This is a genomic window from Phycicoccus avicenniae (assembly GCF_018139485.1).
Taxonomy (GTDB): Bacteria; Actinomycetota; Actinomycetes; order Actinomycetales; family Dermatophilaceae; genus Phycicoccus; species Phycicoccus avicenniae.
The window spans coordinates 18,726-44,231 of the sequence record NZ_JAGSNF010000006.1 but is presented as its reverse complement, the minus strand read 5'-3'; the positions used below and the strand labels follow the sequence as shown (position 1 = coordinate 44,231).

Sequence of the window (25,506 nt, the reverse complement as noted above, 5' to 3'; positions counted from 1 at the left end):
CGTGGCCGTTCCGAAGCGGAAGATGTCGCGCTCCAACACCCGCTCGCGCCGCGCCAACTGGAAGGCGAGCGCCGTCGCCACGACGACGTGCCCGCAGTGCAAGGCGCCGACGCAGCCGCACACCGCGTGCCCGTCGTGCGGCTCCTACAAGGGGCGCCACTACGGCGCCGCCGAGCGCACCGACCACCAGGGCTGACCCACCCGCCCATGGGCAGGGGCTCGGCGCAGTCCGGCGACCTCACGCCGCTGCGTCCCGTCTCCGAGCTCGCGACACTCCTCGAGGAGGTCACGGGCCGTGACGTCGACGGGGCGCTGCTCGAGCGTGCCCTGACGCACCGCTCCTACGCCTACGAGATGGGCGGGCTGCCGCACAACGAGCGGCTGGAGTTCCTCGGCGACTCCGTCCTCGGCCTCGTCGTCACGACGACGCTCTACGAGACCAACCCCGACGACAGCGAGGGCCAGCTCGCGAAGCTGCGTGCCGCCGTCGTCAACATGCGGGCGCTCGCCGACGTCGGACGCACCCTCGGGCTCGGCGACCACGTCTTCCTCGGCCGGGGCGAGGAGAGCACCGGCGGGCGGGACAAGGACTCGATCCTCGCCGACACCGTCGAGGCGGTCATCGGCGCCGTGTACTCGTGCGCCGGCATCGAGGCGGCGGGCGAGCTCGTCCACCACCTCGTCGACCCGCTGCTCGCCCAGTCCGCGACCCTGGGGGCGGGGCTGGACTGGAAGACGAGCCTCCAGGAGATCACCTCCAAGCACGGCCTCGGGTCGCCGGAGTACACGGTGACCGAGGACGGCCCCGAGCACGCGAAGTCCTTCGAGTCCGAGGTCGTCGTCGGCGGCCAGGTCCTCGGCCGCGGCGCCGGGCGTACGAAGAAGGTCGCCGAGCAGGAGGCCGCCGCGCACGCCTGGTCGACCATCCGGGACCGCCACGAGGGGGTCGTCCCGACCCCCAGGAACCCGCTCGAGGGGCCCGGCCGGGGTGCCTGAGCTCCCCGAGGTCGAGGTCGTCCGGCGCGGTCTCGCCACCCACGTCGAGGGACGTGTCCTGCGCGACGTCGAGCTGCGGGGGCACCGCGTGGCCCGTCGCCACCTCGCCGGACCCGCCGACCTCGCCGCCCGGCTCGCGGGCCGGCGCGTGGCCGCCGTGCGGCGCCGGGGGAAGTACCTGTGGTGGGACCTCGAGGACGACCTCGGGCTGCTCCTCCACCTCGGGATGAGCGGGCAGCTCCTCGTCGAGGACGCGGGCGCCCCGGACGAGAAGCACCTGCACGCCCGGTTCCGGTTCGAGGACGGGGACCCCCAGCTGCGCTTCGTCGACCAGCGCACCTTCGGCGGCCTCGCCCTCGCCGGTCTCGACGGGGCCGGGGTGCCGACGACGATCGCCCACATCGCCCCGGACCCCCTCGAGCCCGCCTTCGACCGGGCCGGGGCCGTGCGCCGGATGAAGGGCAAGGACAGCGCGGTCAAGCGGGTGCTGCTCGACCAGACGGTCGTGTCCGGGATCGGCAACATCTACGCGGACGAGGCGCTGTGGCGCGCCCGGGTCCACGGGGAGCGTCCCGCGAGCGCGCTGACCAAGCCCGCCCTCGGGGCCCTCCTGGACCACGCCGCCGACGTCATGCGCTCCGCGCTCGACCAGGGCGGGACGAGCTTCGACGCGCTCTACGTCAACGTGAACGGGGCCTCCGGCTACTTCGACCGGTCGCTCGCCGCGTACGGGCAGTCGGGGCGGCCCTGCCCGCGGTGCGGCACCCCCATCCGCCGCGAGCAGTTCATGAACCGCTCGTCGTTCTCGTGCCCGCGCTGCCAGACCCGGCCGCGGGGGGCCGGCGCCTCCGCCCGTCGACGCTGACCGTTCGCCGCAGCGGGGCGGCCGGGGTCAGGCCGGTGGCCAGCGCCAGTGCAGCCCGACCGCTCCGGCGGGGACCCGGTGCCGGATGACGCTCGCCTCGCCGAGTGGGTCCGGGCCCACGCGCCGGGTGCGCCCCACGCCGTCGACCTCGGTGTACCCGAGGACCTCGGCCGGGAAGGCGTCCGGGGAGAAGCGGGCCGAGATGACGACCTCGGTGCTCGGGTGGGCCGAGCGCATCTCGAGCTCGGTGACGGGGACCGGGACGTGCTCGACGTCCCACTGGAGGAAGGCCCGTTCGCCGGCCGCGAGCGGGGCGGGCAGGACGAACTCGGCGACGACGAGGCCGGTCGCGCCGACCCGCACCTCGCGTCCCACCCGCACCCCCGCCCGCGGGACGAGCCGGGGGAGGGCGTCGTGCGGGCTGAGGTCGCTGTAGAACATCGGCAGCCGGTCGACACCGTCGACGACGGCTCGCTGCACCGTGCTCACCCGGTGGGCGACGACGAGCCGGTCCGGACCGACGTCGGCCACCTCGTGCCAGGACATGATCCGCAGCGTGTCGTCGAGGGTGAGCCCGAGCTCCGCCACGGCCTGGGAGATCTCCTCCCAGAGCGGCAGCGCCCGCCGTCCTCCGTCGTCGGGCGGCGAGGCGTGCGCACTGCGACCGCGGGGGCGCGGTGCGGGCGGCAGGAGGGCGACGAGGCCTCCGTCGGGCAGCCCGAGGATTCCCTCGAGAGCGGCGACGACGGCGAGCGACCGGCCCGGCGCGGGTCTGCTGCGTCCGGTCTGCCAGTGGCTCAGCGTCGCGGTGCTTACCGGCAGGTCCCGCTCCGCGAGGCGGGAGCGGACCCGGTCGAGGCTGAGGCCGGAACGCCCGACGGCGGCGCGGAGAGCCTGCGAGAACTCCTGCACGGCGACGGGATCGAGGTCCCGGGTCGCGGCCTCGTCCCGAGCGTCGTCCTGCCGCATCGTCCTCCTCGGAGACAGGCGGGCGGCCGGGGACGGGATCACGTCGGCCCCTGCGCCGTCGTCAGGCCCGTCCCGGCCACACCGCTGGCGGACCAAGATAGTGGCACGGGGTGGGCCCGGTCCGCCCGTCTCGGCGTTCACCGTTGAGGCGTCCGGGGGTGGGCGACCCGGTCGGTAGGGTCGCCGCCATGACGTCCTCCCCCGAGAAGATCTCCCGCGGTGCCGTCTTCGTGCGCGGCACCGTCCAGGGCGTCGGGTTCCGCTGGTGGACCCGGTCGAGGGCCCTCGAGCTGGGACTCGCCGGCTTCGCCCGCAACACCACCGACGGCCGGGTCGAGGTCGTCGCCGAGGGCCGCCGGGAGTCCGTCGAGCGCCTCCACGAGCTGCTGCGCGAGGACCCGTCGTCGGCCCGCAGGCCGGGGTCGGTCGCGTCGGTGTCGGCCCCGCGCTGGGAGGAGCCGCGAGGCGAGAGCGGGTTCGTCGAGCGCTGACCGCGAGGGTGGGACGGTGGTGCACGGCCCGCTCGGGCGTTCCTACGATGGCGGGGTGAGCGACATCCCCCCGGACCTCGCCAGGCTGCGGTCGAGCATCGACAACATCGACGCGGCGCTCGTCCACCTGCTCGCGGAGCGGTTCAAGTGCACCCAGGCCGTCGGGGAGCTCAAGGCGACCGTCGGCCTGCCGCCGGCGGACCCGGGCCGGGAGGAGCGGCAGGTGGCCCGGCTGCGGGCGCTCGCCGACGAGTCGGGCCTGGACCCGCAGTTCGCGGAGGCGTTCCTGAACTTCATCATCGCCGAGGTCATCCACCACCACGAGCACATCGCCGGGGGGCACGGCTCCTGACCCCGCGACGCACGTCCCGCCTCGGCCCCTCGCCCGGCGGTAGGCTCGCCCGCGACCCCGGCCCGCCCGCCACCGAGAGACGACCGACCGCCGCATGTACCTCAAGACGCTGACCCTCAAGGGGTTCAAGTCCTTCGCCTCGGCGACGACGATGCGCCTCGAGCCCGGCATCACCTGCGTCGTCGGTCCCAACGGGTCGGGCAAGTCCAACGTCGTCGACGCCCTGGCCTGGGTCATGGGGGAGCAGGGGGCCAAGAGCCTGCGCGGCGGCAAGATGGAGGACGTCATCTTCGCCGGCACAGCCGGCCGCCCGCCGCTCGGCCGGGCCGAGGTCAGCCTGACGATCGACAACACCGACGGCGCGCTGCCCATCGACTACACCGAGGTGACGATCACCCGGACGATGTTCCGCGGTGGCGGCTCCGAGTACGCCATCAACGGCACGGGCTGCCGGCTGCTCGACGTCCAGGAGCTGCTGTCGGACTCCGGTCTCGGGCGCGAGATGCACGTCATCGTGGGCCAGGGCCAGCTCGACACCGTGCTGCGGGCGACCCCGGAGGAGCGCCGCGGGTTCATCGAGGAGGCCGCGGGGGTCCTGAAGCACCGTCGCCGCAAGGAGCGCACGCTCCGCAAGCTCGAGCAGATGGAGGGCAACCTCACCCGCGTCCAGGACCTCACGGGCGAGATCCGCCGCCAGCTCGGGCCGCTCGGGCGGCAGGCCGAGGCCGCGCGGCGGGCGGCGGTCATCCAGGCCGAGGCCCGTGACGCCCGCCTGCGGCTGCTCGCCGACGACCTCGTCCAGCTCACCGCGGTCGTCGAGCAGGAGGTCGCCGACGAGACCGCGCTCCTGGAGCGGCGCACCGCCGTCGAGGAGGCCGTCACCGACGTCCGCTCCCGGCTCGCCGAGGTCGAGCGGCAGGTCGCCGAGGCGGCGCCCCGGCTCGGCCAGGCCCAGGAGCGGGTCGTCCGGCTGCAGAGCCTGCGCGACCGGCTCGAGTCCACGGGGTCGGTGAGCGCCGAGCGGGTCCGCCTGCTGTCCCAGGACGAGGAGCACGAGACGACCTCGGGCCGGGACCCGGAGGAGCTGCGGGCCCAGGCCGCCCAGGCGCGGGAGGCCGAGGGGGTCCTCCTCGCCGAGATCGACGAGACGACCGCGGCGCTCCAGGACGCCGTCGCGGAGCGGGAGTCGGCGGAGTCGGCGCACGCCGCCGAGCAGCAGCGGCTCGCCCGCCTCGCCCGGGCCGCGGCCGACCGCCGGGAGGGCCTCGCGAAGCTCGCGGGCCAGGTCGGGGCCCGCCGCAGCCGGATCGAGGCCGCGGAGGCCGAGATCGGCCGCCTGCGCGGGCTCGCCGCCGAGGCCCGCGAGCGCGCGACCGACGCCGAGCGTGAGTTCGCCCACCTCGAGGGCGGCATCGCGGACGAGGAGGAGGGCGAGGAGGGGCTCGACACGACGTACGAGGCGGCCGCCGAGCGCCTCGGGACCGCCCGGGCCGAGGTCGAGCGCCTCACCGCCGCCGAGCGCGAGGCCGAGCGCGACCGCAGCTCCGCCCAGGCCCGCCTCGAGGCCCTCGAGATGAGCCTGCGCCGCAAGGACGGGGCCGCGACGCTGCTCGAGGCGGCGGACGACGACCACGGCGTCCTCGGCGCCGTCGCCACGATGCTCCACGTCACCGGGGGCCACGAGGCCGCCGTCGCCGCCGCCCTCGGCTGGGCGTCCGAGGCGCTCGCCGTCGGGTCCGCGGCGTCGGCCGAGAAGGCGCTCGCCAGCCTGCGCGAGAGCGACGGGGGCCGCGCCGCGCTGCTCGTCGGTGAGACCGCCGCGCCGGGCGACCCGGCCGCCTGGCCCGCCCTGGACGCCGGGGCCGTCTGGGCCCGCGACGTCGTCGAGGCCCCCGCCGCCGTCGCCCCCGCGCTCGAGCAGCTCCTCGAGCGGGTCGCCCTCGTCCCGACGTCCGGCCACGCCCTCGCGCTCGTCTCCCGTCACCCCGGCGTCACCGCGGTGACGGCCGACGGCGACGTCTTCGGGCCCGGCTGGGCGCGCGGTGGCAGCAGTGCGGGGGAGTCCCTCCTCGAGGTCCAGGCCGCGGTCGAGGAGACCCGTGGGGTCCTCGAGGACGCCTCGGCCCGGGTCGAGCGCTCCCGCTTCTCGCTCTCCGGGGCCCGCGAGACGGTCGCCGGTGCCGAGACCGAGGTCGACGCCGCCCTCGAGGCGCTCCACGAGTCCGACGCCCGGATGGCCGCGGTCGCCGAGCGGCTGGGGTCGCTGGGGGCCGCGGTCCGCACCGCGTCCGCCGAGGCCGAGCGGGCCGAGAAGGCCATCGCCGCCGCGCAGGAGACCCTCGACACCGACCGTGAGGAGCTCGAGGCGCTCGCGACCCGGCTCGAGGAGGCCGAAGCCGAGCCGCTCGAGGACGAGGCGGACCCCTCGACGGACGAGCGCGACCGTCTCGAGCTCGAGGCGAGCCGGGCGCGCACCGCCGAGACCGAGGTCCGCCTCGCCCTGCGGACCAAGGAGGAGCGGGCCCGCTCGCTCGCCGGGCGTGCCGACTCGCTCGAGGGCGCCGCCCGCAACGAGATCGCCGCCCGGGAACGGCTCCGGGAGCGGCAGGAGCGCCGACGCCGCGAGGCCGTCGTCGCCGGCGCGGTCCGGGAGGCCGCCGAGTTCGCGGTCCTCGAGGTCGCCGACGCCCTCGCCCGCGCCGCGGGGCTGCGCGACGCCGCGGACGCCGAGCGGGGCGAGCGTGACCGGGCCGCCGCCGACCTGCGCCGCGAGCTCGCGACCGCGCAGGACGAGCTGCGCGACCTCACCGACGCCGCCCACCGCGACGAGATGGCCCGGGCCCGCCAGCTCGCCCGCATCGAGCAGCTGCAGACCAAGGCGGTCGAGGAGCTGGGCGTCGACCCCGAGGTCCTCACCGCCGAGTACGGCCCCGACCGCCCGGTGCCCCACATCCCCGGCCCCGACGACCCCGAGGACGAGGTCCTCGAGCCGGCGCCCTACGTCCGCGAGGTGCAGGAGAAGCGGCTGCGCAAGGCCGAGCGGGGGCTCTCCCAGCTCGGCAAGGTCAACCCGCTCGCGCTCGAGGAGTACGCGGCGCTCGAGGAGCGGCACACCTTCCTCACGACCCAGCTCGAGGACCTCAAGCGGTCCAAGCGGGACCTCCTCGACATCGTCAAGGAGGTCGACGAGCGGGTCGAGCAGGTCTTCCGCGAGGCGTTCCACGACACGAAGGAGCAGTTCGAGCGGGTCTTCGACCGGCTCTTCCCCGGTGGCGAGGGACGGCTCGTCCTCACCGACCCCGACGACATGCTGACGACCGGCATCGAGGTCGAGGCCCGGCCGCCCGGCAAGAAGGTCAAACGGCTGTCGCTGCTCTCCGGCGGGGAGCGCTCGCTCGTCGCGGTGGCGCTGCTCGTCGCGATCTTCAAGGCCCGGCCGAGCCCCTTCTACATCATGGACGAGGTCGAGGCCGCGCTCGACGACACCAACCTCGGCCGGCTCATCACCCTCTTCGAGGAGCTGCGCGACTCCAGCCAGCTCATCGTCATCACGCACCAGAAGCGGACGATGGAGGTCGCGGACGCCCTCTACGGGGTGTCGATGCGCGGCGACGGCGTGACGACGGTCGTGAGCCAGCGGATCCGCGACGTCGCCGACACCGCCTGAAGCCCGACCGCCGGCTCGACGGGGTCAGGCGCGGGCGTGCCAGGAGGCGAGGACCTCGCGCTCCTCGTCGTCGGTGAGGCCCGCCCGGCGCGGCGCGCCCTCGGGACGGCCGGTCTCCTCCCACGCGAGGGTGTCGCGCAGGGTGTCGACGAGCGGCCGCGTCCTGAGCCCCAGCCCGCGAGCAGCGGCGCCGCGGCGCGCGGCGAACCCCGCGTGGTCGGGGAACGGCAGCCAGAGCGGCAGCGACCTGGGTCCCATCCACGCGCCGACGCCGTGCCCCGACAGCCACGCCGGGTCCGCCGGGACGGCCCGGGCGGAGGACCCGGCGGCCTCACGGGCGGCGTCGAGCACCCCGCCCAGCGTCGTCGTCGGGCCGACGGCGTCGACGACCCCGGCGGTGCCGGACGCGGCGCACCGGACGAGCCATCCGGCGAGGTCCCGGACGTCGACCAGCTGGGCCGGGGCGTCGAGGTCGTCGGGCGCGAGCACCTCGCCCGGGACCGCCGGGTGGGCGAAGCGCCACGGCCACCAGCCGGACCGGCCGGAGACGTCCCCGGGGCCCCCGACGAGCCCCGCGCGGGCGACGAGCACGTGCGCGTCCCCGAGCGCGTCCCGGTACGCCCGCTCGCAGGCCACCTTGGCCCCGCCGTAGGCGTCCGGGTCGTCTCCACCGGTGTCGCGCGCCGGGAGCAGGGGCGCGTCCTCGTCGGCTCCGACCACGGAGTGGTCGGCGTAGACGTTGCCCGTCGAGACGAAGACCGTGTGCCCGACCCGGCCGGCCAGGGCGTCGACGGCCCGCCGGACCTGCCCGGGGTCGCGGGCGACGTCGACGACCGCGTCCCACGTCGCGTCCTCGACCCCGCCGAGCCCGGGACCGGTGCGGTCGTGACGGACGAGCCGGGCGCCGCCCGGGACGGTGCCCGAGGTCCCGCGGGCCACGCACGTGACGTCGTGGCCGCCGGTGAGGGCGGCCGAGGCGACCGCGTGGCCGAGGAAGGCGGTGCCACCGAGGACGAGGAGTCGCATGCCGCCCAGCCCACCACGGGCAGGGCCGGGGCGGAAGGGCGGTCCGCCCGCGGCGGAACGCGTCCCGGTCAGCGGGGGATGCCGCCGAGGTGCGAGGGCGGCCAGAACCGCACGACGACCGGGCCGACGACCCGCGAGACCGGCACGAGCCGGGCGCACTCCTGGCCGTCGACCGCGCCCCGGCAGCCGATGACCGAGTCGGCCGACTGCGAGCGGTGGTCGCCGAGGACGAGCAGGGAGTCACGCGGCACCCGGATCTCGGGGAAGCACCGGGTCGAGCGGGGGGTGCTCCCGCAGTCGAGCGACCCCGGCTCGAAGGGCAGGTCCTCGTACACGTACGGCTCGTCGAGGGCCTGGCCGTCGACCGTCACCCGACCGTCGTCGGTGCAGCAGGCGACCCGATCCTCGGGCAGCCCGACGACCCGCTTGACCGTGTAGGCCGTGCTGCTCGGGCCGATCCCCGTGAGGTCGCCGACCCACCGGGCGGCCCGCACGAGCGGGCTGTCGGCGGGAGGCAGCTCGCGGTCCTGCCACGAGGCGCCGTGCCCGAAGACGACGACGTCGCGCCGCTCGACGGTGTCGTCGAGCCGGTTGACGAGGATCCGGTCCCCGACCCGCAGGGTGTCCTCCATCGACTGCGAGGGGACCCCGAAGGGCTTGACGAGGAAGGCCTGGACGAGCGCGACGGCGACGAGCGCGACGACGACCTCGGTGAACCAGGGGAGCCGCCGACGGCGGGTCGGTCGGTCCCCGGGGGACTCGGCGTCGCTCACGGCTGCAGGGTATCCGCCGGGTCACCCGCCGGCGACGTGGCGGGACCGGCGTCACCGCCGGCCGGGGCGCGACCGGTGCCCCGGCGCACCGCGATTTGGCCGAACCGCCCGCGGGCGCGATCCTGGTCGCATGCTGCCGGTCGTGCTCGTCCTCGTCGTCCTCGTGGCGCTCGCGCTGCTCGTCCTCGCGACGGTCGCCGTGCCGGCCCGACGCGGCGGCCGCGAGGTGCTCACCGACCGCGGAGAGCACCTCGTCGAGTCGTTCCGGCACCGTGGCCGGGACCGCGTGACGAGCGCCGGGGACACGCCGGACGAGCGCGTCCTCACCGGGCCCCGGGCCTGACCCGACACCGTCGGCGGGGTGTGGTCGAATGAGGTCACCCCGAGACGAAGGAGCGACCCGGATGAGGTCCGGCATCGACACGCAGGCGCTCGACCCCGCGGTGCGCCCGCAGGACGACCTGTTCGCGCACGCCAACGGCGCCTGGCTCGCCGTGACGGAGGTCCCGGAGGACCGCGGGCGCTACGGCACGTTCGACATGCTCCGCGAGGCCGCCGAGGAGAACGTCCGCACGATCATCGACGAGGTGGCGGCCGGCTCGCCGGCGCCCGGCACCGTCGCGGCCAAGGTCGGTGACCTCTACGCCGCCTTCATGGCCGAGGACACCGTCGAGGCCCTCGGCGCCGCCCCGGTCGTGCCGCTCCTCGAGGAGGTCTCGGCCGTCCGCGACCCCCGCGACGTCGTCCGCCTCCTCGGGAGGCTCCTGCGGGTCGGGGTCGGCGGGCTCGTCGTGCCGATCGTCTCGACCGACGACCGTGACCCCGATCGCTACGTCGTCTACCTCGAGCAGGCCGGCATCGGCCTTCCCGACGAGTCGTACTACCGCGAGGAGCAGCACGCCGCGAAGCGCGACGCGTACGTCCGGCACGTCACCCGGATGCTGCGCCTCGTCGCGTGGCCCGGGGCCGAGGCCGCGGCCGAGCGTGTCATGGCGCTCGAGACCCGGATCGCCGCCGGGCACTGGGACAAGGTGACCAACCGCGACCCGGTGAGGACCTACACCCTCCTCGACCGGGAGGGCCTGGAGGAGATGACCCCCGGGGTCGACTGGGCCGGCTACCTCGAGGGGCTCGGGGCCCCCGAGCGCACCCTGTCCTCCGTCGTGGCCCGCCAGCCCGACCACCTCCGCTCGGTCGCCTCGGCGCTCACCGAGGTGTCGGTCGAGGAGTGGCGGGACTGGCTCGCCTGGCACGTCGTCCACGCGAGCGCGCCGTACCTCTCGGGTGCGTTCGTCGAGGAGAACTTCGCCTTCTACGGGCGCACCCTCTCCGGGGTCCCCGCCCTGCGGGCCCGCTGGAAGCGCGGGGTCTCGCTCGTCGAGGACGCCCTCGGCGAGGCCGTCGGGCAGCTCTACGTCGAGCGGCACTTCCCGCCGCACGCCAAGGAGCGGATGCTCGAGCTCGTCGACCACCTCGTGGCGGCCTTCGGGCAGAGCCTGTCCGGGGTCCCGTGGATGGGGGAGTCCACCCGGGCCGAGGCGCTCGCCAAGCTCGAGCGCTTCACCCCGAAGATCGGGTACCCGGACCGCTGGCGGGACTACTCGGCCCTCGAGGTCGACGCCGCCGACCTCCTCGGCTCCGTGCACCGGGCGACCGCCTTCGAGGTCGACCGCAACCTCGCCAAGCTCGGCGGTCCGGTGGACCGGGCGGAGTGGCTCATGACCCCGCAGACGGTCAACGCCTACTACAACCCGGGGATGAACGAGATCGTCTTCCCGGCGGCCATCCTCCAGCCTCCCTTCTTCGACGTCGACGCCGACGACGCGGCCAACTACGGCGGCATCGGCGCGGTCATCGGCCACGAGATCGGGCACGGGTTCGACGACTCGGGGTCGCAGTTCGACGGCCGGGGCGAGCTGCGGGACTGGTGGACCGACGAGGACCGGGCCGCGTTCCAGGCCCTCGCGGACGCGCTCGTCGCGCAGTTCGACGAGGTCGAGGGCCGCGACGCCCCGGGGCACACGGTCAACGGCGCGCTCACGGTCGGCGAGAACATCGGCGACCTCGGCGGCCTGAGCATCGGCTACCGGGCCTACCGGATCGCCCTCGGCGACGAGGACGCGCCCGTCGTCGACGGGCTCACCGGCGCCCAGCGGTTCTTCCTCGGCTGGGCGACGATCTGGCGCGGGATGTCCCGCCGGGCCGAGGCCGAGCGGCTGCTCGCGGTCGACCCGCACAGCCCGCAGGACGTCCGCGCGAACGCCGTGCGCAACCTCGACGAGTTCCACGAGGCGTTCGGCACCGCCCCCGGCGACGGCATGTGGCTGGCCCCCGAGGACCGTGTCCGCATCTTCTGACCGCACGCCCCCGCGGCCCGGCGACGTGACCGGGGCCGCACCCGTTGACAGGATGGACCGGTGACCGACCAGATCTGGACATACATCGGGGTCGCAGCGGCGATCCTGCTCGTCGTCGGCGGCGTGCTCCTCGGCCTCGTCCGGGGCAGCCGCAGCCGCAACCGGCACCTCGACGAGGCCCCACCGGAGCCCGGGACGCCGGGTCCGAGCGACGCCGACCTCGCCCCGGACGGGGCGATCGGCACGATCGAGCACCCGGGCGAGGTCGTCGAGGACGAGGTGTCCCCGGGCGCCGGCCCCGCGGTCGCCGAGCCCGAGGCGCCGCCCGCGCCGACCGTGGAGACCCCCGAGGCGCCGGCCGGACGGCTCCGGCGGCTGCGGGCGCGGCTGGCCCGGTCGAACACGACGATCGGCAAGGGCCTGCTCGCCCTGCTCGCCGGTGGCCGGCTCGACGAGGCCGCGTGGGAGGAGGTCGAGGACACCCTCATCGCGGCCGACCTCGGCGTCGCCGCGAGCACCGAGCTCGTCGACGCGCTGCGCACCCGGGTCAGCGTCGAGGGCACGACGGACGAGACGGTCGTCCGGGGGTGGCTGCGCGAGGAGCTCCTCGCCCTCGTCGACCCGACGATGGACCGCTCGCTCGCCGACTCCCGGATCGACGGCCGACCGGCGTGCGTCCTCGTCGTCGGGGTCAACGGCACCGGCAAGACGACGACCGTCGGCAAGCTGGCCCGGGTCCTCGTCGCCCAGGACAAGGACGTCGTGCTCGGCGCCGCCGACACCTTCCGCGCCGCGGCGGCCGACCAGCTGGAGACGTGGGGCGGCCGCGTCGGGGTCCCCACCGTCCGCTCCGACCGCGAGGGGGCGGACCCGGCGTCGGTCGCCTTCGACGCCGTCGCCGCGGCGGCCGAGATGGAGGCCGACGTCGTCCTCGTCGACACCGCAGGACGGCTGCAGAACAAGGTCGGGCTCATGGACGAGCTCGGCAAGGTCAAGCGGGTCATCGAGAAGCGCAGCCCGGTCGACGAGGTGCTCCTCGTCCTCGACGCGACGACCGGCCAGAACGGGATGAAGCAGGCGGAGGTCTTCGCCGAGGTCGTCGGCATCACCGGCATCGTCCTCACCAAGCTCGACGGCACCGCGAAGGGCGGCATCGTCGTCGCGGTGCAGCGGGCCCTCGGCGTCCCGGTCAAGCTCGTCGGGCTCGGCGAGGGCCCCGACGACCTCGCGCCCTTCGACCCCGAGGCCTTCGTCGACGCGATCGTCGAGTAGGACCCGAGGCGCCGGCCGTCAGGGCCGGGTGTCCTCGCCCTGCGTACCCGCAGGAGGCAGGGCGCAGGCGGGCGTCCCGCCCGGCATCCGCGAGCGGTTCCGCGCGACCCAGCGGTAGACGACGCCCGCGAGCGGGCGCACTGCGGGGGCGAGGAGCAGCGCCCCGACCGGACGCACCATCACCCGGGAGGCGAGGAGGCTGCGGGCGATGCCGCGCTCCGCGGCGGAGACCCGGCCGTCGCGGGCGACCCACTGCACCGCCTGCGAGCACTGCTCCTCGGTCAGGCCGAGGGCCGGCAGGTCGAGGCGCTGCCACGGCTCGACGGCGAAGTCGCCGGGGGAACGGCGCAGCCGCGCGAGCAGCCGCGCCGAGGAGGTGCAGAAGGCGCAGTCCCCGTCGAAGACCAGGACGGGCGGGTGCGGGGCCATCCCGGCATCGTCCCACGCGGGCGCGGCGAGACGTGGGTCTCACGATGCGGGACCTCCCGCGGGTGGAAACCCGATGCTTACACCCGGCGCGCTCCCGAAACGAACGCGTAACACGAGGTGGCGGGGCGTGAAACCCCGGACGGGGACAGTACTGCGCCATGAGCCCAACTCTTGTCCCCCTCGCGGACGCAGCGGAGACGGTCGACTACGCGGCGACCACGTTCCTCATCGTCTGCGCGTCCTTCGTCCTCCTCATGACCATCCCCGGTCTCGCCCTGTTCTACGGTGGCCTGACCCGGGCGAAGTCCATCCTCAACATGATGATGATGTCCTTCGGCGCCGCGGGCGTCGTCGGCATCGTGTACGTCCTCTGGGGCTACTCGATGTCGTTCGGCACCCAGGACGTCGCCGGCATCATCGCCAACCCCTTCGAGAAGTTCGGTCTCGCCGGCACGGACGGCATCGTCAACCCGTTCGGCTACGAGGGCTACGGCAACATCCCCGAGCTCGCGTTCGTCGGCTTCCAGATGACCTTCGCGATCATCACCGTCGCGCTCATCAGCGGCGCGGTGGCCGACCGCATCAAGTTCTCGACCTGGCTCGTCTTCGCCCCGCTCTGGGTCACGCTCGCCTACTTCCCGATCGCCCACATGGTGTGGGGCGGCGGCCTGCTCGGCGGCGGCGAGACCAGCCTCTCCGGTCTCGTCTTCGGCAGCACCGACGGTGAGGCGAACGTCGCGCCGATCGACTTCGCCGGTGGCACGGTCGTCCACATCAACGCCGGTATGGCCGCGCTCGTCCTCGCGCTCGTCGTCGGCACCCGCGTCGGGTTCGGCAAGGTCCCGATGCGCCCGCACAACGTGCCGCTCGTCATGATCGGCGCCGGCCTGCTGTGGTTCGGCTGGTTCGGCTTCAACGCGGGCTCCGAGCTCGCCGCCGACGAGACCGCCGCGCTGGTGTGGGTCAACACGACCGTCGCCACGTGTGCCGCGATGCTCGGCTGGCTCGTCGTCGAGAAGATCCGCGACGGCCACGCGACGTCGGTCGGCGCCGCCTCGGGTGTCGTCGCCGGTCTCGTCGCCATCACCCCGGCCTGTGGCTCGCTCTCGCCGGTCGGCTCGATCGTCCTCGGCCTCGTCGCCGGTGGCCTCGCCGCCCTCGCGGTCGGCCTGAAGTACAAGTTCGGCTACGACGACTCGCTCGACGTCGTCGGCGTCCACCTCGTCGCCGGCCTCTGGGGCACCGTCGGTGCGGGCCTGCTCGCCACCGAGGGCGGCCTGTTCTACGGTGGCGGCTTCGAGCAGACCGCCGTCCAGATCCTCGTCGCGATCGCCGCGCTCCTCGTCTCGGGTGTCGTCACCCTCGTCATCGCCCTGGCCCTCAAGGCGACGATGGGCTGGCGCATCCCGGAGGACGTCGAGGTCTCCGGCATCGACCAGACCGAGCACGCCGAGTCCGCCTACGAGCTCACCGCTCGCGGTGGCCGCATCGGCGGCGCCTCGGGGACCGCCGGGGCGCGTGCGCCGGAGGAGACCCACGACCTCGAAGGAGCCAAGGGATGAAGCTCGTCACCGCCATCATCAAGCCGCACCAGCTCGACGAGGTGAAGGAGGCCCTCGAGGCCTTCGGCATCCAGGGCATGACGATCAGCGAGGCCCAGGGCTACGGCCGGCAGCGCGGGCACAGCGAGGTCTACCGCGGCGCGGAGTACACCGTCGACTTCGTGCCGAAGACCCGCCTCGAGGTCCTCGTCGACGACATGGATTCCAGCTCGGTCCTCGACGTCATCCTCAAGGCCGCGCAGACCGGCCGGATCGGTGACGGCAAGGTCTGGGTCACCCCCGTCGAGGACATCGCCCGGGTCCGCACCGGGGAGCGCGGGGTCGAGGCGATCTGACCCATGACGCCCTCCTCGAGCGACATCGGCTCCCGGAGGCTCGACCTGGCCGGCACCCGTGACTTCCACGTCGCGGGTGCCGGCCCGGCGCGCCGGGCGGCCCTGTCGCGATTCAACCGGGAGTGGCTCGCCGAGGTCTGGCGCTCCGCCACCGGGGGGAACCGGTACGAGGGGGTCGCGCTCGCGGCCGTCGGGAGCCTCGGCCGCGGTGACGCCGGCCCGCTGAGCGACTACGACCTCGTCCTCCTGCACTCCGAGCGGTCGGTCCCGAGCAAGGAGGTCGCGGCCCTCGCCGAACGCATCTGGTACCCGATCTGGGACGCCGGGGTCCGCCTGGACCACAGCGTCCGGACGGTGACCCAGTGCCGTCAGGTCGCCGCCGACGACCTCACGGCCGCCGTCGGCCTGCTCGACCTCAGCCACGTCGCGGGGGCCGAGGAGGTCGTCGCGGCCGCCCGCTCGACCGTCGCCCACGACTGGCGGGGCAACGCGCGCAAGCGGCTGCCGCAGCTCGTCGAGTCGGTCGCGGCGCGGCACGCTCGCCAGGGCGACCTCGCGCAGTCCATCGAGCCCGAGCTCAAGGAGGCGCACGGCGGCCTGCGGGACATGACCGTGCTCGCCGCCCTCGCCGAGGCCTGGCTCGCGGACCGCCCGCACGGCTCGGTCGACGCGGCCTACGCCCTGCTGCTCGACGTCCGCGACGCGGTCCACGTCGTCACCGGCCGCGGCCGGGACCGGCTCGGCCGGGAGGACCACGACGCCGTCGCCGCGCTCCTCGGCTACGAGGAGGCCGACGACCTGCTGACCGCCGTCTCCGGTGCCGGGCGGCTCATCGCCTTCGCGCTCGACGGCACCCTGCGCCGCGCCGGGCAGTCCCAGCGCGCCCGCACCCTGCGGGTCGGCCCACGCCGGCCTCAGATGACCCCGCTCGGCCACGGCCTGTTCGCGAGCGACGGCGAGGTCGTCCTCGGCTCCTCCCGGCTCGCCGAGACCGACGAAGGGATGGCGATGCGCGCCGCCGTCGTCGCCGCCCGCGCGCACCTGCCGATCGCCCCCGCGACCCTGGAGAACCTCGCGTCCGCCGCCCCGCCGCTGCCGACCCCGTGGACCCCCGCCGTCCGGGACCTCTTCGGCGACGTCCTCGCGACGGGCGCCGGCCTCGCCGTCGTCTGGGAGGGCCTGGACCAGGTCGGCGTCGTCGAGCGCTGGCTGCCGGAGTGGCGCGACGTCCGGTCCCGGCCGCAGCGCAGCGCCGTGCACCGGCACACCGTCGACCGGCACCTCGTCGAGACCGTCATCCGCGCGGCCGGCCTCGTGCGCCGGACCTCGCGGCCGGACCTGCTCCTCGTCGCGGCGCTGCTCCACGACATCGGCAAGGTCCGCGGCGCCCACGACCACTCGGTGACCGGCGCGGAGCTGACCCGCCGGATCGTCTCGCGGTGGGGGTTCGGCGAGGAGGACGTCGAGACCCTCGTGCGGCTCGTCCGCGAGCACCTCACCCTCATCGAGCTGGCCACCCGCCGGGACCACCAGGACCCGGCGACGGTCGACGCCGCCATCGCCGCGGCCGGCGGAGACCGTGAGGTCTTCGAGATCCTCCTCGCGCTCACCGAGGCCGACGCGTCCGCCGCGGGCCCGCAGGCCTGGACGGACTGGCGGGCCACCCTCCTCGAGCAGCTCGCCGTCGCCGTCCGCGAACGCCTCGAGGCGCCGAGGCCGGCCGCGGGGGAGCCGCCGGCCCGCACCGACGCCTCCGCCGTCGGGACCCACCTCGCGCCGGAGGTCGTCGACGCCGTCCGCGCGGGGACGCCGCACGTGGCCGTGATCTCCGGGGGCGGTTCGCACCGGATCGACATCGTCGACCTCGACCGGGTCGGGCTGTTCGCCGACACCGCCGGGCTGCTCGCGGCCGAGGGGCACACCGTCCGCACCGCCATCCTGCGCACGCTCGACGGCGTCGCGGTCGACGAGTGGCACGTCGAGTCGCCGTCGGGCGCGGTCCCGGACCCGGAGCGGATCGTGCGGGGCCTCACCCGGCTCGCCCACGGCGACCGCGGGCCGCTGCAGACCCTCGACCGCCGGCGGGCGCACCTGCCGCGGCCGTCGAAGGACGCCGGCGTCGGGTCGCCCGGCCAGGCGCGTGCCCTCGTCGTGCCGGGGGCCAGCAGCGAGGCGACGGTGCTCGAGGTGCGGGCCCAGGACCGGCCCGGGCTGCTCCACGAGCTCGGGGCCGCGCTCGCGACGGCAGGGATCTCGGTGCGCTCGGCGCACATCGCGACCTACGCCGGGCAGACCCTGGACACCTTCTACGTCACCGGGACCGACGGTCGCCCGCTGCCGCCGCCCCGGGTCGCGCAGGCCGTGAGCATCGTCATCGACACGTGCGACGGGGTCGCGCCGTCGTGAGCGGTCCGCGGCCGCCGTCTCGGGACGGCGGTCGCGGGCGCCTCGGTTAGCCTTGGCGGGTGTTCACCAGCCTCTCCGACCGTCTGACCGAGACCTTCCGCAACCTGCGCACGAAGGGCCGGCTCAGCGAGTCCGACGTCAACAAGACGATCCGGGACATCCGGCTCGCGCTCCTCGACGCCGACGTCGCGCTGCCGGTCGTCAAGGCGTTCACCGGCAACGTCCGCGAGCGGGCGCTCGGGGCGGAGGTCAGCGAGGCCCTCAACCCGGCGCAGCAGGTCGTCAAGATCGTCAACGAGGAGCTCGTCGCCATCCTCGGCGGCGAGACCCGCGGCATCCGGTTCGCCAAGCAGGGCCCGACGGTCATCATGCTCGCTGGCCTCCAGGGGTCGGGCAAGACGACCTTCGCCGGCAAGCTCGGGCACTGGCTCAAGGACCAGGGCCACACCCCGATGCTCGTCGCCGCCGACCTCCAGCGGCCGAACGCCGTCACCCAGCTCGAGGTCGTCGGGCAGCGTGCCGGGGTCCCGGTCTACGCCCCCGAGCGCGGGAACGAGGCCGGCCACGACGCCGTGACCGCGGACATCGAAGGCACCCGCTCGCACGGCGACCCGGTCGCCGTGTCGCGCGCCGGCATCGCCGAGGCGCGCGCCAAGCAGCACGACGTCGTCATCGTCGACACCGCCGGCCGGCTCGCGGTCGACGAGGGACTCATGCAGCAGGCCGCGGACATCCGCGCCGCGATCGAGCCCGACGAGGTCCTCTTCGTCATCGACGCGATGATCGGCCAGGCCGCCGTCGAGACCGCCGAGGCCTTCCAGGAGGGCGTCGACCTCACGGGTGTCGTCCTGTCCAAGCTCGACGGCGACGCCCGCGGTGGCGCCGCGCTGTCCGTCGCCTCGTTCACCGGCAAGCCGATCATGTTCGCCTCGACGGGCGAGGGCGTGCGCGACGTCGAGGTCTTCCACCCCGACCGGATGGCCTCGCGCATCCTCGACATGGGCGACGTGCTCACCCTCATCGAGCAGGCCGAGAAGGCGTTCGACCGCACCCAGGCCGCGGAGATGGAGCGCAAGTTCCTCGCCGCGGAGGACTTCACCTTCGACGACTTCCTCGAGCAGATGGCCGCCATCAAGAAGATGGGCTCGCTCAAGCAGCTGCTCGGGATGATGCCGGGGATGGGCCAGATGCGCGCCCAGCTCGAGGCCTTCGACGAGCGCGAGTTCGACCGGGTCGAGGCGATGGTCCGCTCGATGACCCCGTTCGAGCGGAACCACCCGAAGCAGATCAACGGCTCGCGCCGCGCCCGCATCGCCAAGGGCTCGGGCGTCACGACCTCCGAGGTCAACCAGCTCCTCGAGCGCTTCGGCGAGGCCCAGAAGATGATGAAGCAGCTCGCCAAGGGCGGCGGCGTCCCCGGGATGCCGGGCATGCCGGGCGGGGGCGCCGGGCCCGGCAAGCGTGGCGCCGCCAAGCAGCAGCAGAAGCGCAGGAAGTCCAAGTCCGGCAACCCGGCGAAGCGGGCGGCCGAGGAGCGCGCGGCGCAGGAGCGGTCCGTCTCGCGCCCGGCCGGCTCGAGCTTCGGCGGGGGTGCCGGCGGGCTCGGCGACGTCGACCCCTCCCAGCTCGACCCGTCGCAGCTGCCGAAGGGCTTCGAGAAGTTCCTCGGGAAGTGACGAACGGGACCCCGGGGCCGCTCGCGACCCTCGAGGTCGGGACGGGCGGTCCCCGCGTCGCGTTCCTCCACGGTCTCTTCGGTCAGGGCCGGAACTGGAACCAGGTCGCGAAGGCGCTCGCCGGTCCGGACGGGTCCGGCGCGCGGTGCCTGCTCGTCGACCTGCCCGACCACGGCCGCTCGCCGTGGTCGGAGGAGTTCTCCTACGAGGGGTACGCCGACGCCGTCGCGGCGACCCTCGAAGCGCACGCGCCGGGGGAGCGGTGGGTCGTCGTCGGTCACAGCCTCGGCGGCAAGGTCTCGATGGTCCTCGCCCTCACCCACCCCGACCTCGTCGCGAGCCTCGTCGTCGTCGACATCGCCCCGAAGGGCTACGGCAGCCTCGACCGGTTCGAGGGGTACATCGAGGAGATGCGCGGTCTCCCGCTCGCGGAGCTCACGACCCGAGCCGACGCCGAGAGCCGGTTCGACGAGCCGGACACCGGCGTCAAGGCGTTCCTCCTGCAGAACCTCCGCCGCGCGGGGACGGACTGGTCGTGGCAGGCCAACGTCGAGCTCATCGCGCGGGACGCCGCCCGGGGGAGCGGCTCGCGCATCGCGGCCTTCCCGGCACTCGCCGACCGCACCTACGAGGGGCCGGTCGTGTGGCTCGCGGGTGGGGACTCCGGCTACGTCACCGACGACGACGTCCCGGTGATGCGGGACCTCTTCCCGCGGACCCGGCTCGTCACGGCGAACGGGGCGAGCCACTGGGTGCACACGAGCGCCCCCGAGGTCACCGTCGCGACCCTGCGCCGGGTCCTCGCCGCGCTGCCGGACGACGCCTGAGCCCGGGGCCCGGCCGGCTCAGGCGCCGTCGACGGGCGCCGGGCCGAGCACCGCGAGCAGGCGCAGCCGCTCGGACGTCTCCGCGGTCGCGGCCGTGAAGACGAGTAGCGACTGCGTCTGGTCGGCGTCGAAGAGCGTCGTGCAGTACACCTCGAGGACGTCGACGTCGTGGACGAGCCGCTTCCGCTGGGAGTGCTTGTGCCGGACGTCGTGCCGGGCCCACACCTGCCGGAACTCGGCGCTGTCACGGGTGAGGGCGGCGACGACCTCGCCGGCGGAGGAGCCCTCCCCGTGCCGGGCGAGGGCGGCCCGCAGGTCGGCGACCATCTCGGCGCCGCGCTGCTCGCGGTCCTCCGCGGGGTAGACCTCGCGGGAGGCGGGGTCGGTGAACCACCGGTGGACGGCGCTGCGGGCCGGTCCCTCCTCGCGCGAGCGGTCGCCGAAGACGGCGGCCGCGGGCGGGGTCACGGCGAGGCACTCACCGGCCGGGCCGAGCACCATCGCCGGGGTGTCCTGGAGCCGGTCGAGGATGCGCATGAGGCCGGCGTCGACGTGCGGGTGGCGCCCCGCCCGGCCCGGCGGCACGAAGCCGCCGAGCCGGAAGAGGTGGTCGCGCTCGTCGAGGCTCATCCGCAGCCCCCGGGCCAGGGCGGCGAGCATCGGCTCGCTCGGGTGCGGGCCGCGCTGCTGCTCGATCCGTCCGACGTAGTCGGCGGACATCCCGGACAGCGCGGCCACCTCCTCGCGCCGCAGCCCGCCGGTGCGGCGGCGCGGGCCGCGGGGCAGCCCGACGTCCTCGGGCTGCAGCGCCTCGCGCCGGGTGCGGAGGAAGTCGGCGAGCTGGGCGCGGTCGCCGCGGGAGCCGGTCATCGTCGCATTCTCCCGTGTCGCGGGCCGGCGCTCAGAGGAGCATCCCGCCGGAGGCCTCGATGCGCTGGCCGGTGACCCACCGCATCCGGTCCGAGACGACCGCCGCGACGGCCGACCCGATGTCCTCCGGGCGGCCGACGTGCCCCATCGCGATGACCTGGGCGAGCCCGGCGCGCATCTGCTCGTCGTCGCGCAGCCCGCCGCCCGCGAAGTCGGTCGCGGTCGCCCCCGGGGCGACGGCGTTGACGGTGATCCCGCGCGGTCCGAGGGCCGCGGCGAGGTAGCGGGTCCACACCTCGACGGCGCCCTTGGCGGAGGCGTAGACGGCGTACTGGAACATGCTGCTGAACCGGGCGAGCCCGCTCGAGGTGTTGACGACGCGGCCGCCGTCGACGAGGTGGGGGACGAGGGCGTCGGTGAGCAGGACGACACCGGTGACGTGGACGTCGAGCAGTCCGGTGACGTGCTCGGCGGTGATCTCGCCGAGGACGGTGTCCCCGGAGTGGCCCGCGTTGTTGACGAGGACGTCGAGATCCTCGCGGCCCCACGTCTCGCGCAGGGTGTCGAGGAGGGTCCCGACGAACGCGGGGACCGACGCGTGGTCGGAGGTGTCGAGCCGCAGGGCGGCGCCGCGGCGGCCGAGCGCCTCGACCTCGGCGACGACCGCGGCGGCCTCCTCCGCGTGGCCGCGGTAGGTGATGACGACGTCGAGCCCGTCGGCGGCGAGGGCGAGGGCCTCCTCGCGGCCGAGGCCGCGGTTGCCGCCGGTGACGAGAGCGATCTTCTGGTGGGTGGTGTCGGTGCGGTGGGTTCTCGTGTTCTCTGCCATGGCTCCACCGTGCGGCGGTCGCCGTCCCGGATGAAGGCCGCGTTCGTCCGGGGACGGGTCGTCCCCTGCTACGGCACGGACAGGCAGAGACCGTCGCCGCGGCCCGGCCACCGCACGGGCGCGGACAGCCGTGCGTCCTTCTGCCTGTCGGTGCCGTCGCCTGCCGGAGCCGGTCGACCGCGCCGCGACGTCGGTAGGGTCGGCGCATGGCACAGGTGCTGCATCTCACCGGACCCGTCCTCGTCGGCCCCGAGGAGGAGCGGCCCGAGGCCTGGGTGCTCGGAGGGCGACTGACCTACGAACGCCCCGCGGGGGACCACGACGTGACGCCGGTGGCCGGCTGGGTCCTGCCCGGCCTCGTCGACGCGCACTGCCACGTCGGGCTCGTCGCGACGGGGGCGACGGACGCCGAGACCTCCGAGCAGCAGGCCCTCACCGACCGGGAGGCCGGGGCCCTCCTCATCCGGGACGCCGGCTCGCCCGCCGACACCCGCTGGGTCGACGACCGCGCCGACCTGCCGCGGATCATCCGGGCCGGACGGCACATCGCGCGCCCGAAGCGCTACATCCGCAACTTCGCGTGGGAGGTCGAGCCGGAGGACCTCGTCGAGCGCGTGCGGCTCGAGGCCCGGGCGGGCGACGGCTGGGTCAAGCTCGTCGGCGACTGGATCGACCGCGAGGTCGGCGACCTCGCGCCGTGCTGGCCCGTCGACGTCCTCACCGAGGCGGTCGCCGCGGCCCACGACGAGGGGGCCCGGGTCACCGCTCACTGCTTCGGCGAGCAGAGCCTGCACGACTTCGCCGCCGCGGGCACCGACTGCATCGAGCACGCGACCGGACTCGTGCCCGAGAGCATCGAGGCGTTCGCGCGGCAGGGCGTCGCCATCGTGCCCACGCTCGTCAACATCGACACCTTCCCGCAGATCGCCGAGCCGGCCCGGGAGAAGTTCCCGCAGTATCACCGGCACATGCTCGACCTCCACGAGCGGCGCTACGACACCGTGGCCGCCGCACGCGAGGCCGGCGTCCCGGTCTTCGTCGGCACCGACGCCGGTGGCTCGCTCCCGCACGGTCTCGTCGCCGAGGAGGTCGAGCGGCTCACCCGGTGCGGGTTCTCGCCGGTCGAGGCGATCGGCGCGGCGACGTGGGGGGCGCGCGAGTGGCTCGGGCGCCCCGGTCTCGAGGAGGGGGCGGAGGCCGACCTCGTCGTCTACTCCGCCGACCCACGCGTCGACGTCGGCGTCCTGGAGTACCCGACGACGATCGTCCTGCGCGGCGTCATCGTGTGACGCTGCGGTCGGCGTCCCGCTCCTGCGCGGCCTCGCGCTCGAGGACGAGGCGCTCGGCGCGGTGGGCGCGGACCGACCACGCCACGGCACCGGCCCAGACGAGCCAGATGACGGCGTAGACGGCCCAGCGGGTCGCGTCCCCGGCGTCGACCCACTCGCTGCGCAGGAGGGTGCGCGAGTTCGTGAGGACGATGATGCCGCCGACGGCGGACCCGAGGACCCGCGGCGGGACGTGGCGCACCAGCCAGGCCGCGATCGGCGCTGCGACCAGGCCGCCCGCGAGGAGCGCGAGGACCCAGCCGAGGTCGATGCCGGCGGAGCCGAGGGCGAGGAGGAAGCCGGCGCTCGCGGCGACGGAGACGAGGAACTCGCTCGTGTCGATGGACCCGATGACCCGGCGGGGCTCCATCCGTCCGCTCGCGAGGATCGCGGGCGTGCCGACGGGACCCCAGCCGCCACCGCCCGTGGCGTCCACGAAGCCGGCGACGAGCCCGAGGGGGGCGAGGAAGCGGCGGCGCAGTGGCTGGCCGAGCCGGTCGCGGCGGACCCCGGCGACGGTGAACCGGGTGAGGACGTAGATCCCGAGCGCGAGGAGGAGGACCGACATGAGGGGCGCCGCGACGGAGGTGTCCAGCCCGGAGAGGAACGTCGCGCCGAGGAAGGCGCCGACGGCCCCCGGGATCCCGACCCGCCACACGACCTTCCAGTCGACGTTGCCGAAGCGCCAGTGCGAGGCGCCGGAGGCGAGGGTCGTGCCGATCTCGGCGAGGTGGACGGTGGCCGAGGCCGCGGCGGGGTTGGTCCCGATCGCGAGGAGGAGCGTCGTGGACGTCACCCCGTAGGCCATGCCGAGCGAGCCGTCGACGAGCTGGGCGCCGAAGCCCACGAGGGCGAGCAGGACGAGCTTGCGCATCAAAACCCCATTGGATGAGTAGGAAATTAATGCCTACTGTACGGGTGGGATATCGGCGAGGGCAAGACGCGCTCGCGGCGGCGTCCTGCGAGGATGGGGGAGTGGACATCTCGGCCCGCACCGACTACGCCGTCCGGGCGATGCTGCTCCTGGCCCAGGCGTCGCAGGACGACACCGGGCCCGTGAGCGTCGAGCGCCTCGCCGCGGCGCAGGACCTGCCGCGCAAGTTCCTCGAGGCGGTCGTCGGGGACCTGCGGTCGGCGGGCCTCGTCGAGAGCCGGCGCGGGGCCGGTGGCGGCTACGTCCTCGCGCGTCCCGCCGGCGACATCGCCGTCGGTGACGTCTTCCGCGCCGTGTCCGGACCGCTCGCCGAGGTGCGCGGGCTGCGCCCCCAGGACACCTCGTACTCCGGGGTCGCCGAGGGTCTGCCCGCGCTGTGGGTCGCGGTCCGGTCCGGCCTGCGCGAGGTGCTCGACCGCACGAGCATCGAGGACGTCCGGCTGGGCCGGCTGCCCCAGCACGTCCGACGCCTCGTCGAGTCCCCGGACGCCTGGGACAACCGCTGACCCACCCGGGCGTGAGCGGGCGGTCGCCGGCCGCGGATTCGGTGCTCCGCCCGCCCTCTGGCACACTGGGCGGCTGTACCCGTCCGGCCGGAGCGTCCTCGCGATGGTCCCGGCGCCGGACCGGACGCCTACACCGAGCAGTCGGCACCCCGCGCGAACCGTGCGCGGTCTCGCCGCGCTCACGATGCACGAGGAGACCACCCACGTGGCCGTCAAGATCCGACTGAAGCGGATGGGCAAGATCCGCACCCCCGTCTACCGCGTCGTCGTCATGGACTCCCGCACCAAGCGGGACGGCCGGGCGATCGAGGAGATCGGGAAGTACGACCCGAACCAGGAGCCGTCGTTCGTCGACATCGACATGGAGCGCGCGGACTACTGGGTCGACAACGGCGCCCAGCCGACCGAGGCCGTCGCCGCCCTCCTCCGGCTCTACAAGGAGGGGACCCTCAAGGTCGCCGAGCCGAAGAAGTCGAAGAAGGAGATCTACGAGGCCGCGCTCGCCGCCGCCGGGTCCTCCTCCGACGACTCCGCCGCGACGACCCCGAGGAAGAAGGCCGCGAAGAAGGCCGAGGAGCCCACGGCGGAGGAGCCGACGGCCGAGGCGGCCGACGAGACTCCCGCCGCCGACGCGCCGGCTGCCGACACCGACTCGGGTGCGGCCGCCGCGGAGTCCACCGACGCCGACGCCGACAAGGCCTGACCATGCTCGAGGAGGCTCTCGAGCACCTCGTCACCGGCATCGTCGACCACAAGGACGAGGTCCGCGTCCGCCGCAAGGAGCTGCGTCGCGGTGAGGTCCTCGAGGTGCGCGTGCACCCCGACGACCTCGGTCGCGTCATCGGCCGCTCCGGGCGGACCGCCGGCGCGCTGCGCACCGTCATGGGAGCGCTCGCCGGCGGACGGTCCGTCCGGATCGACATCGTCGACACCGACCGGGTCCGCTGACCCGCGTCCACCCCGGCGGGGCGCCCTCGGCAGGAGACTCCGAGGGCGCCCCGTCGTCGTCGTCCCACCGTCCCCCCGAGGAGCCCGT

25 protein-coding genes are annotated in these 25,506 nt (G+C 74.9%); 18 read left to right on the top strand and 7 right to left on the bottom strand.

The genetic code is table 11. The annotated features are described in order from the left end of the window. Window position 1 precedes the first annotated feature (1 nt). From rpmF to mutM, 3 genes are read left to right on the top strand one after another with little or no spacing between them, the layout of a single operon-like run. On the top strand, window positions 2-196 hold the full coding sequence (gene rpmF / locus KC207_RS05810; RefSeq protein ID WP_211601974.1) for a 50S ribosomal protein L32: 195 nt from the start codon (window positions 2-4) through the stop codon (window positions 194-196). Between the two features lie 11 nt (window positions 197-207). Beyond that, window positions 208-996, top strand: coding sequence for a ribonuclease III (gene rnc, locus KC207_RS05805; RefSeq protein WP_211601973.1), 789 nt, complete (start codon window positions 208-210; stop codon window positions 994-996). Continuing rightward, window positions 989-1,861 carry a bifunctional DNA-formamidopyrimidine glycosylase/DNA-(apurinic or apyrimidinic site) lyase gene (mutM, locus tag KC207_RS05800; protein WP_211601972.1) on the top strand — a complete coding sequence of 291 codons (873 nt, stop codon included), beginning with the start codon at window positions 989-991 and terminating at the stop codon, window positions 1,859-1,861. Before rnc ends, mutM begins: the two co-directional genes overlap by 8 nt. 27 nt (window positions 1,862-1,888) lie before the next feature. Here mutM and KC207_RS05795 read toward each other — a convergent pair whose 3' ends face one another. Then, window positions 1,889-2,830 (bottom strand): hypothetical protein, encoded by a 942-nt coding sequence (locus KC207_RS05795; RefSeq protein WP_211601971.1) that lies wholly within the window; start codon window positions 2,828-2,830, stop codon window positions 1,889-1,891. Between the two features lie 188 nt (window positions 2,831-3,018). Here KC207_RS05795 and KC207_RS05790 point away from each other — a divergent pair, with 188 nt between their 5' ends. From KC207_RS05790 to smc, 3 genes are all read left to right on the top strand, one after another. Further along, a complete protein-coding gene (locus KC207_RS05790) occupies window positions 3,019-3,321 on the top strand; it encodes an acylphosphatase (protein ID WP_211601970.1) in 303 nt (100 codons plus the stop codon). Window positions 3,322-3,376: 55 nt separating this feature from the next. After that, window positions 3,377-3,673, top strand: coding sequence for a chorismate mutase (locus KC207_RS05785; RefSeq protein WP_211601969.1), 297 nt, complete (start codon window positions 3,377-3,379; stop codon window positions 3,671-3,673). A 94-nt stretch (window positions 3,674-3,767) separates the two neighbouring features. Next, a complete protein-coding gene (smc, locus tag KC207_RS05780) occupies window positions 3,768-7,340 on the top strand; it encodes a chromosome segregation protein SMC (RefSeq protein ID WP_211601968.1) in 3,573 nt (1,190 codons plus the stop codon). A gap of 24 nt (window positions 7,341-7,364) precedes the next feature. Here the strand turns inward: smc and KC207_RS05775 are convergent, their stop codons facing one another. Both KC207_RS05775 and lepB read right to left on the bottom strand, forming a co-directional pair. After that, window positions 7,365-8,366 carry a Rossmann-fold NAD(P)-binding domain-containing protein gene (locus KC207_RS05775; RefSeq protein ID WP_211601967.1) on the bottom strand — a complete coding sequence of 334 codons (1,002 nt, stop codon included), beginning with the start codon at window positions 8,364-8,366 and terminating at the stop codon, window positions 7,365-7,367. 68 nt (window positions 8,367-8,434) lie between these two features. After that, window positions 8,435-9,139, bottom strand: a complete 705-nt coding sequence (lepB, locus tag KC207_RS05770) for a signal peptidase I (RefSeq protein WP_211601966.1) — start codon at window positions 9,137-9,139, stop codon at window positions 8,435-8,437. A 130-nt stretch (window positions 9,140-9,269) separates the two neighbouring features. Between lepB and KC207_RS05765 the strand changes: the two genes are divergently transcribed. The 3 genes from KC207_RS05765 (at window position 9,270) to ftsY (ending at window position 12,768) form a co-directional block, all read left to right on the top strand. After that, window positions 9,270-9,482 carry a hypothetical protein gene (locus KC207_RS05765; protein WP_211601965.1) on the top strand — a complete coding sequence of 71 codons (213 nt, stop codon included), beginning with the start codon at window positions 9,270-9,272 and terminating at the stop codon, window positions 9,480-9,482. Window positions 9,483-9,543: 61 nt separating this feature from the next. Further along, window positions 9,544-11,496, top strand: coding sequence for a M13 family metallopeptidase (locus tag KC207_RS05760; RefSeq protein WP_211601964.1), 1,953 nt, complete (start codon window positions 9,544-9,546; stop codon window positions 11,494-11,496). A 60-nt stretch (window positions 11,497-11,556) separates the two neighbouring features. Then, the gene (gene ftsY / locus KC207_RS05755; RefSeq protein WP_249138584.1) at window positions 11,557-12,768 is read left to right on the top strand and encodes a signal recognition particle-docking protein FtsY; all 1,212 of its coding nucleotides are present in this window, start codon (window positions 11,557-11,559) and stop codon (window positions 12,766-12,768) included. Between the two features lie 18 nt (window positions 12,769-12,786). Here ftsY and KC207_RS05750 read toward each other — a convergent pair whose 3' ends face one another. Then, window positions 12,787-13,197: a thiol-disulfide oxidoreductase DCC family protein gene (locus tag KC207_RS05750; RefSeq protein ID WP_211601963.1), complete on the bottom strand. Its 411-nt coding sequence runs from the start codon at window positions 13,195-13,197 to the stop codon at window positions 12,787-12,789. 158 nt (window positions 13,198-13,355) lie between these two features. On the opposite strand from KC207_RS05750, the gene KC207_RS05745 reads away from it, so the two are divergent. Genes KC207_RS05745 through KC207_RS05725 form a run of 5 tightly spaced genes read left to right on the top strand, consistent with a single transcriptional unit; the run spans window position 13,356 to window position 20,003 of the window. Further along, a complete protein-coding gene (locus KC207_RS05745; protein WP_211601962.1) occupies window positions 13,356-14,759 on the top strand; it encodes an ammonium transporter in 1,404 nt (467 codons plus the stop codon). Further along, window positions 14,756-15,094 carry a P-II family nitrogen regulator gene (locus tag KC207_RS05740; RefSeq protein ID WP_211601961.1) on the top strand — a complete coding sequence of 113 codons (339 nt, stop codon included), beginning with the start codon at window positions 14,756-14,758 and terminating at the stop codon, window positions 15,092-15,094. The genes KC207_RS05745 and KC207_RS05740 overlap by 4 nt, the downstream gene beginning before the upstream one ends. A 3-nt stretch (window positions 15,095-15,097) precedes the next feature. Next, the gene (locus tag KC207_RS05735) at window positions 15,098-17,500 is read left to right on the top strand and encodes a [protein-PII] uridylyltransferase (RefSeq protein ID WP_211601960.1); all 2,403 of its coding nucleotides are present in this window, start codon (window positions 15,098-15,100) and stop codon (window positions 17,498-17,500) included. 59 nt (window positions 17,501-17,559) lie between these two features. Next, entirely contained in the window at window positions 17,560-19,176 is a 1,617-nt protein-coding gene (gene ffh, locus KC207_RS05730; RefSeq protein WP_211601959.1) for a signal recognition particle protein, read from the top strand. Continuing rightward, window positions 19,173-20,003 carry an alpha/beta fold hydrolase gene (locus tag KC207_RS05725; RefSeq protein WP_211601958.1) on the top strand — a complete coding sequence of 277 codons (831 nt, stop codon included), beginning with the start codon at window positions 19,173-19,175 and terminating at the stop codon, window positions 20,001-20,003. Before ffh ends, KC207_RS05725 begins: the two co-directional genes overlap by 4 nt. A gap of 18 nt (window positions 20,004-20,021) precedes the next feature. Here the strand turns inward: KC207_RS05725 and KC207_RS05720 are convergent, their stop codons facing one another. Further along, window positions 20,022-20,873, bottom strand: a complete 852-nt coding sequence (locus KC207_RS05720) for a helix-turn-helix transcriptional regulator (protein WP_211601957.1) — start codon at window positions 20,871-20,873, stop codon at window positions 20,022-20,024. A gap of 31 nt (window positions 20,874-20,904) precedes the next feature. Then, window positions 20,905-21,702: an SDR family NAD(P)-dependent oxidoreductase gene (locus KC207_RS05715; protein ID WP_211601956.1), complete on the bottom strand. Its 798-nt coding sequence runs from the start codon at window positions 21,700-21,702 to the stop codon at window positions 20,905-20,907. Between the two features lie 206 nt (window positions 21,703-21,908). On the opposite strand from KC207_RS05715, the gene KC207_RS05710 reads away from it, so the two are divergent. Beyond that, window positions 21,909-22,991, top strand: coding sequence for an amidohydrolase family protein (locus KC207_RS05710; RefSeq protein ID WP_211601955.1), 1,083 nt, complete (start codon window positions 21,909-21,911; stop codon window positions 22,989-22,991). Here the strand turns inward: KC207_RS05710 and KC207_RS05705 are convergent. Then, on the bottom strand, window positions 22,981-23,904 hold the full coding sequence (locus KC207_RS05705; RefSeq protein ID WP_211601954.1) for a sulfite exporter TauE/SafE family protein: 924 nt from the start codon (window positions 23,902-23,904) through the stop codon (window positions 22,981-22,983). The two genes, KC207_RS05710 and KC207_RS05705, sit on opposite strands and share 11 nt — an antisense overlap. Window positions 23,905-24,005: 101 nt before the next feature. Here KC207_RS05705 and KC207_RS05700 point away from each other — a divergent pair, with 101 nt between their 5' ends. The 3 genes from KC207_RS05700 to KC207_RS05690 all read left to right on the top strand — a co-directional run bounded on the left by KC207_RS05700 (window position 24,006) and on the right by KC207_RS05690 (window position 25,418). Next, a complete protein-coding gene (locus KC207_RS05700) occupies window positions 24,006-24,470 on the top strand; it encodes an RrF2 family transcriptional regulator (protein ID WP_211601953.1) in 465 nt (154 codons plus the stop codon). A 205-nt stretch (window positions 24,471-24,675) separates the two neighbouring features. Then, window positions 24,676-25,173, top strand: a complete 498-nt coding sequence (rpsP, locus tag KC207_RS05695) for a 30S ribosomal protein S16 (RefSeq protein WP_211602093.1) — start codon at window positions 24,676-24,678, stop codon at window positions 25,171-25,173. Window positions 25,174-25,175: 2 nt separating this feature from the next. Further along, window positions 25,176-25,418 carry an RNA-binding protein gene (locus tag KC207_RS05690; protein WP_211601952.1) on the top strand — a complete coding sequence of 81 codons (243 nt, stop codon included), beginning with the start codon at window positions 25,176-25,178 and terminating at the stop codon, window positions 25,416-25,418. Window positions 25,419-25,506 lie beyond the last annotated feature (88 nt).

What these genes read in the sequence shown, in the direction of transcription:
- KC207_RS05720 (WP_211601957.1), bottom strand. Translation starts at nt 20,873, where the DNA reads ATGACCGGCTCCCGCGGCGACCGCGCCCAGCTCGCCGACTTCCTCCGC.
- KC207_RS05740 (WP_211601961.1), top strand. Translation starts at nt 14,756, where the DNA reads ATGAAGCTCGTCACCGCCATCATCAAGCCGCACCAGCTCGACGAGGTG.
- KC207_RS05745 (WP_211601962.1), top strand. Translation starts at nt 13,356, where the DNA reads ATGAGCCCAACTCTTGTCCCCCTCGCGGACGCAGCGGAGACGGTCGAC.
- KC207_RS05775 (WP_211601967.1), bottom strand. Translation starts at nt 8,366, where the DNA reads ATGCGACTCCTCGTCCTCGGTGGCACCGCCTTCCTCGGCCACGCGGTC.
- KC207_RS05760 (WP_211601964.1), top strand. Translation starts at nt 9,544, where the DNA reads ATGAGGTCCGGCATCGACACGCAGGCGCTCGACCCCGCGGTGCGCCCG.
- rnc (WP_211601973.1), top strand. Translation starts at nt 208, where the DNA reads ATGGGCAGGGGCTCGGCGCAGTCCGGCGACCTCACGCCGCTGCGTCCC.
- smc (WP_211601968.1), top strand. Translation starts at nt 3,768, where the DNA reads ATGTACCTCAAGACGCTGACCCTCAAGGGGTTCAAGTCCTTCGCCTCG.
- KC207_RS05795 (WP_211601971.1), bottom strand. Translation starts at nt 2,830, where the DNA reads ATGCGGCAGGACGACGCTCGGGACGAGGCCGCGACCCGGGACCTCGAT.
- KC207_RS05765 (WP_211601965.1), top strand. Translation starts at nt 9,270, where the DNA reads ATGCTGCCGGTCGTGCTCGTCCTCGTCGTCCTCGTGGCGCTCGCGCTG.
- KC207_RS05715 (WP_211601956.1), bottom strand. Translation starts at nt 21,702, where the DNA reads ATGGCAGAGAACACGAGAACCCACCGCACCGACACCACCCACCAGAAG.
- KC207_RS05705 (WP_211601954.1), bottom strand. Translation starts at nt 23,904, where the DNA reads ATGCGCAAGCTCGTCCTGCTCGCCCTCGTGGGCTTCGGCGCCCAGCTC.
- KC207_RS05690 (WP_211601952.1), top strand. Translation starts at nt 25,176, where the DNA reads ATGCTCGAGGAGGCTCTCGAGCACCTCGTCACCGGCATCGTCGACCAC.
- KC207_RS05750 (WP_211601963.1), bottom strand. Translation starts at nt 13,197, where the DNA reads ATGGCCCCGCACCCGCCCGTCCTGGTCTTCGACGGGGACTGCGCCTTC.
- KC207_RS05735 (WP_211601960.1), top strand. Translation starts at nt 15,098, where the DNA reads ATGACGCCCTCCTCGAGCGACATCGGCTCCCGGAGGCTCGACCTGGCC.
- KC207_RS05710 (WP_211601955.1), top strand. Translation starts at nt 21,909, where the DNA reads ATGGCACAGGTGCTGCATCTCACCGGACCCGTCCTCGTCGGCCCCGAG.
- KC207_RS05790 (WP_211601970.1), top strand. Translation starts at nt 3,019, where the DNA reads ATGACGTCCTCCCCCGAGAAGATCTCCCGCGGTGCCGTCTTCGTGCGC.